This window comes from Roseibium sp. MMSF_3544 (assembly GCF_030732845.1).
Classification (GTDB): domain Bacteria; phylum Pseudomonadota; class Alphaproteobacteria; order Rhizobiales; family Stappiaceae; genus Roseibium.
Genome location: NZ_JASHKA010000030.1, coordinates 47,127 through 57,307, shown reverse-complemented (window position 1 = coordinate 57,307; position 10,181 = coordinate 47,127). Strand labels below are relative to the sequence as shown.

The window sequence follows — 10,181 nt, the reverse complement described above, 5'->3', positions numbered from 1 at the left end:
GGCTGCGCGGGCGGGGTCCGTCATACCGAGCCCATGGCGGAGGCTCTGATTTCGACCTTGCCGGTCTTGGCCGCGGGGCACTTTTCAGCCCAGGCCATGGCGGCGTCGAGATCCGGCACGTCGATGACGAAAAATCCGCCAAGCGTTTCCTTCGTGTCGGCAAACGGCCCGTCCTGCACCTGGCGGCTGCCTCCCTTGAGCGAGAGGGTGGTGGCGGTCTCTACCGGCTGAAGCCAGTCCGTATCCACGAAAACACCTGCCTTCTGCAGGGCTCCGATATAGGCGCCGTAGACTTCCTTTTCGGCGGCCCAGTCTTCCGGCGTCATGTCGGCGAGATCGGCCGGGTCGGTATAAAGCAGAAATGTGTAGCGCATGTTCAAAATCCTTGTTGTCTCAATCTGATCAGGTAGCGGACGCCAGGTTGTCAAGGCCCTGTTCAAAGGTCTTGCCCACCATGCCGTCAAGGAAAAGTCCGAACACACGCGCTATTGGATTGAAACCCAGATCCATATCCATGGTCCATGTTACCTGGGTGCCGCCGGGCAGGCTTTGCGCCGAAATTTGCTGGACCGGTTTACCCATCGCACCAAGGTCGATGTCGTAACGCACGCTGGTTGCCGTCACCTTGGCGACGGTCTGCGTTCCCTTGCCGTCCTTGCCATCGAAATGGAACCCGGACCCGACGCCCGTATCCGGTCCGAAGGGTTTGATTTTCAACTCCGGATCAGCTGTCAGATACGGGTTGAACTTTTGAAAGCCGTGGTTCGATGCGGCCAGCTCCAGAATGGCTTCCGGCGAGGCGGCAACCTTGGCATGGCGCTCCACATGTACAGTCTTGGGCAGTAAAAGCGTTCCGGCGCCGAGCAGCGCAATCACACCCACACCACCTGCAAGTATCGTCCAGATCGTCATTTCCGTCTCCTGTCGAAGTGTCAAAGGCGACATTGCCTTCACTCACATGACGAACGGCGAGACACTCGATGGACATTTGCGAAAAAAAAATTTTGGGGCCACGTCGTTTTCGCGCTCACGACACGAGTGCGGCGGCCTGGTAACCGTCGTGCGTCACCGACACTTGGCGTCTGCTGCAGAGGCAGCAGAGCTAATCCACACGCCCTGCTTTCAAGAAACTGGTTGATCGGATATCGGCGCGACCCACGAAATCGCTCAAGCCCAGTCGAAACGCGCGCCTCCGAGATAGAGAACCGCCATGCTGACAGCCGTCGCCAGGACCCCTGTGCTTGCAGCTTCAAGCCATTCTCCATTTGAGGGAATAGCCTTTTTGAGCGCGCCCCCGCGAACCGAAACGGGACTTTCAATCAATGGTTCATTTGACCAGCCATCTTCCTGGAGACTGGTTGAAACAATAGCGGCAGCCGGCTCATCAAGACGCAGCCGTTGCTGAACAAACGAGACGTCACGCTTGGTCAGATTTTCGTAGTAGAATTTGCCAGCATACACGGGCTTGAACGTCCCCTCATGAACGCTGTATCCGGAAAAAAGAAAAACCAGGACCACAATCAATGCGGAAACCTTTTTTCCAATGCCGCCCAACCCTACCGTCCAGATGTACATGCTGTTACCCTGCCTAAAACCTCGTTGAGACACAGTTCAGAAGGGCCGCGGCGCCGATACCCTTTCGCGGAAGGTCGCTATGCGAGGAGCGTTATTCAAGGTTGCGCCTGGTTGTTTCGGTTGTCTGATTGCCAACACTGCTTGCAAGACCAAGCTGAAGATTTTTTCTACGCGGCAATCCGCAGCGTCATGAAGTAGTCATTGTGCGAGTGGCCATCGATGCGCACACTATCGATGAACCTGGCTGCCTGCTGAAAACCGAAGCGCTGATAGAACCGGATCGCCCTGGTGTTTTCGGTATCGACAAACAGTTCCAGCTGCTCAACGCCCGCTGCCCGCGCTTCCTCGATGACCCCCGACATCAGGACACTGGCAGCGCCGCGTCCCTGAAAGCGCGCCGTGACGAAAAAGGGGCCGAGTTCAGCGCGATGACGCAGGCGCTCGAGCTGCGAGCGGCGGAACCCGCAAAACCCGGCAAGGATCTCATCTGTGAAAACGCCGCGCGTTGAATCGGCAGCGAGAATGTCGGCCGCGCGCTCAAGGCTGGTCGTCGCAGCCTCCTTCGCCGTCACCATAAACCCCACCGGAAAATCGCGAACGCCTTCAAGGCGCAGGCTTTGCCACTGTTCCGCATGCTCCCGCGTCAAGGCGGCATAGCGAAAGTCCATTTTCCCCACCCTTGTCAAGCGTCAGCGCGCACGTGTTAGACGAGCCGCATGGTTCCCGTGCGCTTTCTTCATCGGCTCTAGGGTGACAATAGAGCAAAAGAATGGTGTCCGGTGACCCGCAGTGCTGCACTGTCAGCGACATCCTGCAAGGCCTCAACGATCTGTTGTTTGGGCTTCTAAGAAATCCAAGTTCATTCGCTTTGGGGACAAGGTGGCACTCGGGCCGCTCTTTATTACGTTCGGTGCCATGTTTAAAACGGCGCCGGCACGAACCGATTTCACAAACGAGTGTGCGATCAGCTGTTCACGCGACAACTTGTCGTCGGATCGACTGCAACAGTTGATCAGGCTGAGCACCTCCCCTAGCGTGCACGCTGGCGAAAACGGTGACTGACGACGCGGTGAATAGACCGTCACCGTTTAAGCGACGACCAATAGTTCTTTTTGGCAGATACGGGCAACAGGACGGACCCAATGAAATCCATCAGCCTTAGCGACAAACTTGCGCAATTTTCCAGCCATTGGGACCCGCACGTCGTGTCCGACTACAACGACAATGACGTCATGGTGGTGAAGTTCAAAGGCGAGTTTCCGTTTCACAAACACGATGATACGGACGATTTTTTCCTCGTGCTCGAGGGTGAAATGTTCATGGACATCGAAAATGAACCATCCCAGATCGTGAAGGCCGGAGAACTCTTCGTTGTTCCGAAAGGCGTCGTCCATCGGCCACGCTCGGAAGAAGAGGTCAAGGTTCTGCTGATCGAGCCGAAAGGTGAGCCGAACACAGGCGACTCAGGCGTTACTCCCGCTCCGAAACCCCGGATCTGACACCTTTTCCTGGATCATTGCCTCGAAATCCTCGGCGCTGGCGTTACCGGATTGAGCTTCGGCGCGCTGTTCGCTGCTCGCTGAACTCACTGGTGTCATCGAGGGTCGCCTATTTTTTAACCCTCAGCTGGCATTCTTTACCCACCTCAATGCTGGATCGGGTCAAGAGGCGCTTAGGCAGCGGTGACTTTTTTTGCGACAAGACTGACGCCCTTCAGGACGATCTTCGGTGTCGACCTGCGGACACTTGCGCTGTTCAGGATCCTGCTGGCGATCTGGGTACTGATTGATCTTGCAATGCGTGCCCGTGATCTGGTGGCGCACTACACCGATTTCGGTGTCATGCCCCGATCCGTTCAGCTCGAACATCTCTACACGACCACCTGGTCGCTTCACCTGGCGAACGGATCCGCCTGGTTTCAGGCAACCCTGTTTGTCGTGGCAGGGCTGGCAGCTTTGGGACTTCTCGTCGGCTGGCGCACGCGTCTGATGACGATCCTTTCGTGGGCGTTGCTTCTTTCGCTTCAAAATAGGAACACGTTCATTCTGTCCGGCGAGGACAACCTTGCCCTGCTCTTGTTGTTCTGGGCCATGTTTCTACCGCTTGGCGCCCGCTATTCGCTTGACGCCGCGCTTTCCCGGCACCCGCATCAAACCGGTAACGACTATTTCTCGGTGGCAACACTTGCCCTGCTGCTTCAGGGGATGTCCATGTATTTCTTCAGCGCCTTGCTGAAGACACATCCGATATGGGTCGCCGATGGCACCGCGGTCTATTTCGCGCTTCAACTGGATTACCTGGTCACGCCTTTTGCGCTTTGGTTCCGACAGTTTCACGGACTGATGACCGGGCTGACCTACTACGTCTACGTGTTGGAGCTGGTCGGGCCGATCCTCATCTTTTCGCCGATCTTCCATCGAACACTGCGGACGGTCTTCATGCTGGCCTTCATGACCATGCACATGGCCTTTGCCGTCTTTCTGGAAATCGGCTTTTTCCCGTTCATCTCGATCATCATGAACCTGACTTTCATGCCGGGCTGGATGTGGGACAAGCTTGCGTCCTGGTTGCCCTTTCGCTCCCGCGAGCCCGTTCAGCTCTGGTTCGATCAGGGCTGCGATTTTTGCGAAAAGACGTGCCGGATACTGACGACATTTTTGTTCATGAGAAAAATCCCGGTCGCGCCGGCGCAAACTGTTCCGGATATCGGAGCTGAACTGGAAGCCCGCAACTCGTGGGTCCTGACGATCGGCGAGGAACGTTTTTTCAAGTTCCAAGCGCTGGCGAGGCTGATCACCGTATCACCGGTTTTCTACCCGCTGGGATGGATGCTGAACCGTTCCCTGTTTCTGAAACCGGGTTACGTGTTTTATGACTGGGTCGGGCGCAATAGATCGTTCTTCTCGCGTTTCACGGCGACCTGTCTGCCTTGGCGCGAGACGCAGCCCCGCTTCGGAACGTTTACCCAGATCGGCGCGGCACTCTGCCTCGTCTTCATCACGATCCAGAATGTTTCCACGCTTTCCTGGAGCGGCGTGTCGCTTCCAGGCCAGTTTGTCGGTGTGCGCCAGGCGTTGGGTCTTTATCAGAACTGGACCATGTTCGCGCCATATCCGGAAATGAACAGCCCTTGGCCGGTTATCGAGGGTGAGCTGACCGATGGCACGATCGCCGATGTTTACAAGGGCAGAGCCGGGCTTGCCGACTTCGAAAAACCGGATGTCGTATCGCAAACCTTCGCCAACTATCGCTGGCGAAAGTTCCTGTCCAACCTGGAGGATCAGTCCTACGAAAATGTTCCCCAGGTGCTGTCGTTGAACTACGCTCGCTTCCTGTGCCGAAACTGGACCGGCGAGCACCCTGATGAGGCCTCACTCGCGAACTTCGTCATCTTCTTTCAAGTCGAGAACACACCTCCTCCGGGGTCTCCGAAAGAGGTTCAGACGCGCCAGGTCTGGAGCCATAGCTGTTTCGGCTGACCGGGACAAAGCGTTACGGGCGGTGCAGCCCGATCAATCCCTTGCCGGAATGTTGACTGCCTTCTGGCTGGCGGGACGCGCTGCACAGGTTTCTACCCAGCGCACCACGTTCTCAAAGTCGTGGTATCCGACCACATCGGCAGCCTCGTAGAACCCATTGATGTTGCGTGCCCAGGGCCACGACGTGATATCGGCGATGGAATATTCGTCGCCCATGATGAACTCCCTGCCCTCAAGCTGCGCGTTCAGCACCTTCAGCAAGCGTTTGACTTCATCCCGGTACCGCTCGAAGGGGCGGCGGTCCTCATACTCCTTGCCAGCGAACTTGTGGAAGAAACCGAGCTGGCCCGTCATCGGACCGAAGCCGCCCATCTGCCACATCACCCATTGGATGGCCTGATATTTCTCGCCCGGGTCTTCAGGCAAGAATTTTCCCGTTTTTTCCGCGAGATAAATCAGGATTGCCCCCGATTCCCAAAGGGCGAGCGGCTTGCCGCCCGGCCCGTCTGGATCGATGATAGCCGGGATCTTGTTGTTCGGGTTGAGAGACAAAAACTCCGGTGAGGTCTGGTCGCTGGTCGCAAAGTCCACCTTGTGGGGCTCATAGGCCAGTCCGGTTTCCTCCAGCATTGCCGAAACCTTGATTCCATTCGGCGTCGGCAGCGAATAAAGCTGAAGCCTGTCCGGGTACTGGGCGGGCCATTTTTTGGTAATCGGAAAGTCGGACAAGGCGGTCATGGAGTGCTCTCTTTTGGGTTGCCCGGCAGCAGCCGCCGGGTTCGAAAGCACATATAACACCGGCCTGCGCTTTTTAAACCCATCGTCTTGCTACGATGATTGGATTTGTTCTTTGGATCTTTTACGCCTATATCAACGCCGCCGACACGAGGGGACAGCCGATCATGACACAAGATCAAGAAGCGCGGATTGAGCAGCTGGAAATCGACCTGGCGCACGCCAACCGGACGATCGAAGACCTCAACGGTATGGTTGTCGAGCAGGGGAAACAGATCGACCGGCTAAACCGTCTGCTTTCCAAGATGACCGATCAGGTCGAAGAACTCGCAGACCACGTTTTACCCGCTCACCAGATCGACAAACCGCCGCACTACTAAGCCTCGGAACGCGGCTTCAATTCCGATGTTTTGATCCACCGCAAGGATTGCGCCCCGGGAGAGCTTATAGCTGGTAACGTCAACGTAAGGTTTGAGCCATGCGCCTGTTGCGTTTTCCAGTTCTGCTGATCGGTCTGCTCGCGGTTATCGCCGGACTTTACTGGTGGTCGACACGCCCGCCCGAAGTGCAGGTCGTCCAGCCCTACAAGGGTCGGGCGGCAGAGGTCGTCTATGCCACGGCCGTCGTCGAACCGGTCCGGTGGGCAAAGGTTACAACGATCATCCGCGAGCGGATCATAACGCTGTGCGGCTGCGAGGGAATGGTTGTCACCCAGGGCGATCAACTCGCTGAACTGGATAGCGGCGATGCGCGGGCAACGCTCGCGGAGCTCGAGGCCCGGCGCGAGTTGGCGAAGTCGGATCGTGAACGTGCCCTGCAACTCCTGGAACGGCGCGTCGTCAGTCAGCAGGTCTATGACAAGGCACAAAACGAGCTGATCCGTATCGATGCGATGATCGCGGCGCAAAAAGAGCGCTTGAGAGATTACCTGATTACTGCGCCGATGGACGGTGTCGTCCTGCGCCAGGACGGGTCAGTCGGCGAAGTTGCAGAACCTGGCGAGATTCTTTTCTGGATCGGTCAGCCATTGCCGCTTCAACTCGTTGCCGAAGTCAACGAGGAAGATATTCCAAAAGTCATGAAGGGGCACAAAGCCCTTATCCGTTCAGATGCATTTCCGGGCGCGGACCTTGCGGCGACTGTCTCGCGCATCACGCCGAAAGGTGATCCCGTCCTGAAGAACTATCGCGTCTATCTCGATCTTCCGGAAGACACGCCCCTGCGCATCGGCATGACGACGGAGATCAATATCGTCACAAACGAAAAAGATGACGCGCTCCTGTTGCCACTGGCCGCATTCGACGGACCGTCCGTGCAGGCGGTTGATGAAAAGGGCCGTATTGCCCTTGTGAAGGTGGATACGGGCATCCGCGGAACCAGGGCCGTTGAGATCCTCGATGGCATCGGGGAAGACCACCTGATCGTTTTCCCCTTCCAGGCTGAGCTGTCGGAGGGGGACCAAGTCGCGCCGCTGACCGGAGATCTCCGGTGATGCTTCTTTTGAGGATCGCAACGACACATGTGCGCAACCGTATGCGGCAAACGGTGGTGTCGACCTTGGGCGTCGCCCTCGGTGTCGGATTTTCCGTTGCGATGGCAAGCCTCATGGAGGGCTCTCAGCGCGATTTCATGACAACGCTAATCGAGGCGATTCCACATGTCGAAATCGTTGACGAAAAACGGGTACCGGCCGAACAACCGGCAACGGCAGTCTATGATGCGGTCGCCTTTCACGGCCTGAGACCGCTTGAAGACCTGCGCGGCATACGCAATCCGACCGAAGCGATCGCTTCGTTGCGCGACTGGGTCCATGGCGACATTGCGCAGCGGCTGAGCGGTCAGGCAGTGCTGCGCTACAGCGGGCAGGATCTTGGCATCACCTTGTCCGGGATTGTTCCGAGACGGGAACTGGCGGTCTCCAAGATCGAGGAAGACATGCGACAGGGCTCGATCGAAGCCCTGGACACGACTGCGAACGGCCTCGTTATCGGAAGCAAGGCAGCGACGCGGCTCGGCGCGGACCTCGGCGATACCGTGACCCTTACCTCGGCAAACGGGATTGCGAAACGGTTCAAGATAGTCGGCCTTTTCCATACCGGCATCACCGCCAGCGACGAGGGTTTCGCCTATGCACCGCTCAAGGCTGTGCAGATCCTTTTTGAAAAACCCGATATCATCAACAGCATTTCCGTCCGTCTTTCTGACATCAACCAAGCGAGCGACGTCGCTGCGCGGGCTGAGCAGCAGCTTGGTTACAAGGCGGTCTCGTGGGAAGAAGCCAATGAAGGTCTGATGGAAGCCTTCGTGGTGCGCAACGCGATCATGTACACCGTTGTCGGCGCAATCCTGGTGGTTGCCGGGTTCGGCATCTTCAACATTGTCTCCACGATCGTTCATGAAAAAGCACGCGACATAGCCATCCTGAAATCGCTCGGATTTCCGGAAAGCGATATTCAGCAGGTTTTCGTGTTAGAGGGCCTTGTGATCGGTGTCCTGGGCGCAATTGCCGGCTGTCTTCTGGGTTTCGGTCTGTCGAGCTATCTGGCAACGGTCAAATTCGAGGTCACGACCGACGTCGAAATGACCCGGTTGCCCATCCATTTCTCTTATCTCCACTACGTCCTGGCCTGCCTGCTGGCCCTTTTTTCATCCGCCGTCGCAGGGTTCATTCCCGCGAGAAAGGCGGCGAAACTCAATCCGGTGGACATCATCAGGGGGGCAACGTGACCGGGGCGGCAGACCAGCCTGCGAACGGCAGCGGGTCTCTGCTCGAAGCCCGTAACCTGACCCGTATCCTGCCTGCGGTCGTACCTGTCACACTTGTCCGTGACGTCGATTTCAAGATCGGGGAAGCGGAGTTCGTCGCAATCACGGGGCCATCCGGTTCGGGAAAGTCCTCGTTGCTCTATTTGCTCGGTCTGCTCGACAGACCGACGGCCGGAGAAGTCCTGATCGAAGGCAACAAAACGGCCGATCTTTCCTCTGCCGACATGGCGCAGATCCGTCTTGAGAAAATCGGATTTGTGTTTCAGTTCCATTTTCTGCTGCCGGAATTCACGGCGCTGGAAAACATCATGATCCCAATGCAAAAACTCGGCAGGCTCAATGCCAGGGATCAGCTGGAGCACGCCACCAGGCTCCTGTCGGATTTGGGCCTTGAAGACTTTCTTCACCGGAGGCCGGCCCAGTTGTCAGGCGGGCAGCGCCAGAGGGTCGCCGTCGCGAGGGCTCTTGCCAACGCGCCGGATCTGATCCTCGCAGACGAACCGACGGGAAGCCTGGATTCCGCGGCGACCGAGCAGGTCTTCGAGAGCCTTCAAACCATTGTCGAGACACAAAAAACGACTGTCATCGCCGTGACCCACGACATGGACCTGGCCGCCCGCATGCCGCGCCGGATCCATCTCGTGGACGGCCGGATCGACTATGATCGAGCTCAATAAACGCTCTGAAACAACTTTTCGGGATCTGCTTGCCAAGCTTCCAGAGTCATGTCATAAGCGCGCCATCATCAAGAGAAGGGCTGGCGCCCTCGCCAACCTGCCAAACCGGGCAAGGTGGTTTCCGCAACAGGGATGCGGCTGGAGGGAACCTCAAAGAGGCTTTCCGGCAACAAAGCGGTTTGATTGCATGCGCCAGTCCTCCTCGGGCAACCGATGGAGGATTTTTTGTCTCAAGAGCCTTTTGCCGGACGCGCGGCAAACCTGATCGAGGACCACCTGGCAGCACATGCCGAAATCGCCGACCCGGCGGTCTGGCAGCGGGCTGCCGAAGACTGCGTGCTGACGCGGATCAAGACAATGCGCGTCTTTGGCGGCCTGCCACGTCACAAGGCTCCGCTTGCCGAAGAGGTGCGCGTCAAACGTCTTCAGGATCTGCTTCACCTTTGGGCAAACGGCTGCACCTGCGCGGTCGACGAAGATCTGTTTGCCGACCTGCTCAACAGGCACCGGACCTGAAAAACGATCGGATCACTTTGGAACGGGACGCGGGCGCCCGCCATCATCAACCGAGACAAAGGTGAAGTGAGCCTCGGTCACCATTTCACGATTGCCGTAGCGATGGCGCAGCGCCCAGGCTTCCAGCCTGATTTCCATCGACGAGGTGCCCACGCGCACGACGTCCGTGTAGACACACAGCACATCGCCAACGTGCACGGGCTGAATGAACTTCATCCTGTCGACGGCGATTGTGACCACGCGCCCTTCCGCCCGCTGACCCGCAGCGATCCCGCCGGCCAAGTCCATCTGTGACAGCACCCAGCCGCCGAAAATATCTCCGGCGGCGTTTGTGTCCGCAGGCATTGCCATGGTGCGCAGTGTCAATTCACCACGCGGCTGCTGCTGCTCGTCGGTCAATCTGAGCCCCTCCTTTTCTTTTCAGGAAAAGACT

At 57.5% G+C, this 10,181-nt stretch carries 13 protein-coding genes and 1 riboswitch; of the genes, 7 read left to right on the top strand and 6 right to left on the bottom strand.

Translation table 11 applies throughout. The features are described 5' to 3' along the window. Nucleotides 1-20 precede the first annotated feature (20 nt). From RBB47_RS27625 to RBB47_RS27610, 4 genes are all read right to left on the bottom strand, one after another. Nucleotides 21-374 carry a YciI family protein gene (locus tag RBB47_RS27625; protein WP_305989147.1) on the bottom strand — a complete coding sequence of 118 codons (354 nt, stop codon included), beginning with the start codon at nt 372-374 and terminating at the stop codon, nt 21-23. A 28-nt stretch (nt 375-402) separates the two neighbouring features. Beyond that, nucleotides 403-912: an SRPBCC family protein gene (locus tag RBB47_RS27620; RefSeq protein WP_305989146.1), complete on the bottom strand. Its 510-nt coding sequence runs from the start codon at nt 910-912 to the stop codon at nt 403-405. A gap of 255 nt (nt 913-1,167) precedes the next feature. Beyond that, entirely contained in the window at nt 1,168-1,575 is a 408-nt protein-coding gene (locus RBB47_RS27615) for a hypothetical protein (RefSeq protein WP_305989145.1), read from the bottom strand. Between the two features lie 167 nt (nt 1,576-1,742). After that, nucleotides 1,743-2,243: a GNAT family N-acetyltransferase gene (locus RBB47_RS27610; RefSeq protein WP_305989144.1), complete on the bottom strand. Its 501-nt coding sequence runs from the start codon at nt 2,241-2,243 to the stop codon at nt 1,743-1,745. A 474-nt stretch (nt 2,244-2,717) separates the two neighbouring features. Between RBB47_RS27610 and RBB47_RS27605 the strand changes: the two genes are divergently transcribed. Both RBB47_RS27605 and RBB47_RS27600 read left to right on the top strand, forming a co-directional pair. Further along, on the top strand, nt 2,718-3,074 hold the full coding sequence (locus RBB47_RS27605) for a cupin domain-containing protein (RefSeq protein ID WP_305989143.1): 357 nt from the start codon (nt 2,718-2,720) through the stop codon (nt 3,072-3,074). A 183-nt stretch (nt 3,075-3,257) separates the two neighbouring features. Continuing rightward, nucleotides 3,258-5,054: an HTTM domain-containing protein gene (locus RBB47_RS27600; protein WP_305989142.1), complete on the top strand. Its 1,797-nt coding sequence runs from the start codon at nt 3,258-3,260 to the stop codon at nt 5,052-5,054. A 33-nt stretch (nt 5,055-5,087) separates the two neighbouring features. Here the strand turns inward: RBB47_RS27600 and RBB47_RS27595 are convergent, their stop codons facing one another. Next, a complete protein-coding gene (locus RBB47_RS27595; RefSeq protein WP_305989141.1) occupies nt 5,088-5,792 on the bottom strand; it encodes a glutathione binding-like protein in 705 nt (234 codons plus the stop codon). Nucleotides 5,793-5,956: 164 nt separating this feature from the next. Between RBB47_RS27595 and RBB47_RS27590 the strand changes: the two genes are divergently transcribed. From RBB47_RS27590 to RBB47_RS27570, 5 genes are all read left to right on the top strand, one after another. Continuing rightward, nucleotides 5,957-6,169 (top strand): SlyX family protein, encoded by a 213-nt coding sequence (locus RBB47_RS27590; protein ID WP_305989140.1) that lies wholly within the window; start codon nt 5,957-5,959, stop codon nt 6,167-6,169. A gap of 98 nt (nt 6,170-6,267) precedes the next feature. Further along, nucleotides 6,268-7,281, top strand: coding sequence for an efflux RND transporter periplasmic adaptor subunit (locus RBB47_RS27585; protein ID WP_305989139.1), 1,014 nt, complete (start codon nt 6,268-6,270; stop codon nt 7,279-7,281). After that, complete coding sequence (locus RBB47_RS27580) at nt 7,278-8,516, top strand: ABC transporter permease (protein ID WP_305989138.1); 1,239 nt, start codon at nt 7,278-7,280, stop codon at nt 8,514-8,516. The genes RBB47_RS27585 and RBB47_RS27580 overlap by 4 nt, the downstream gene beginning before the upstream one ends. Continuing rightward, nucleotides 8,513-9,232, top strand: a complete 720-nt coding sequence (locus tag RBB47_RS27575) for an ABC transporter ATP-binding protein (protein WP_305989137.1) — start codon at nt 8,513-8,515, stop codon at nt 9,230-9,232. Before RBB47_RS27580 ends, RBB47_RS27575 begins: the two co-directional genes overlap by 4 nt. Nucleotides 9,233-9,292: 60 nt before the next feature. Continuing rightward, nucleotides 9,293-9,416, top strand: a riboswitch (SAM-I-IV-variant riboswitch). 41 nt (nt 9,417-9,457) lie between these two features. Then, entirely contained in the window at nt 9,458-9,748 is a 291-nt protein-coding gene (locus RBB47_RS27570) for a hypothetical protein (protein WP_305989136.1), read from the top strand. Between the two features lie 12 nt (nt 9,749-9,760). Here the strand turns inward: RBB47_RS27570 and RBB47_RS27565 are convergent, their stop codons facing one another. Further along, on the bottom strand, nt 9,761-10,099 hold the full coding sequence (locus RBB47_RS27565) for an acyl-CoA thioesterase (protein WP_305989151.1): 339 nt from the start codon (nt 10,097-10,099) through the stop codon (nt 9,761-9,763). Nucleotides 10,100-10,181 lie beyond the last annotated feature (82 nt).

Bases quoted from the DNA above. Each gene is read 5' to 3' on its own strand.
- RBB47_RS27590 (WP_305989140.1), top strand. From the start codon at position 5,957: ATGACACAAGATCAAGAAGCGCGGATTGAGCAGCTGGAAATCGACCTG.
- RBB47_RS27615 (WP_305989145.1), bottom strand. From the start codon at position 1,575: ATGTACATCTGGACGGTAGGGTTGGGCGGCATTGGAAAAAAGGTTTCC.
- RBB47_RS27585 (WP_305989139.1), top strand. From the start codon at position 6,268: ATGCGCCTGTTGCGTTTTCCAGTTCTGCTGATCGGTCTGCTCGCGGTT.
- RBB47_RS27605 (WP_305989143.1), top strand. From the start codon at position 2,718: ATGAAATCCATCAGCCTTAGCGACAAACTTGCGCAATTTTCCAGCCAT.
- RBB47_RS27610 (WP_305989144.1), bottom strand. From the start codon at position 2,243: ATGGACTTTCGCTATGCCGCCTTGACGCGGGAGCATGCGGAACAGTGG.
- RBB47_RS27625 (WP_305989147.1), bottom strand. From the start codon at position 374: ATGCGCTACACATTTCTGCTTTATACCGACCCGGCCGATCTCGCCGAC.
- RBB47_RS27595 (WP_305989141.1), bottom strand. From the start codon at position 5,792: ATGACCGCCTTGTCCGACTTTCCGATTACCAAAAAATGGCCCGCCCAG.
- RBB47_RS27620 (WP_305989146.1), bottom strand. From the start codon at position 912: ATGACGATCTGGACGATACTTGCAGGTGGTGTGGGTGTGATTGCGCTG.
- RBB47_RS27565 (WP_305989151.1), bottom strand. From the start codon at position 10,099: ATGGCAATGCCTGCGGACACAAACGCCGCCGGAGATATTTTCGGCGGC.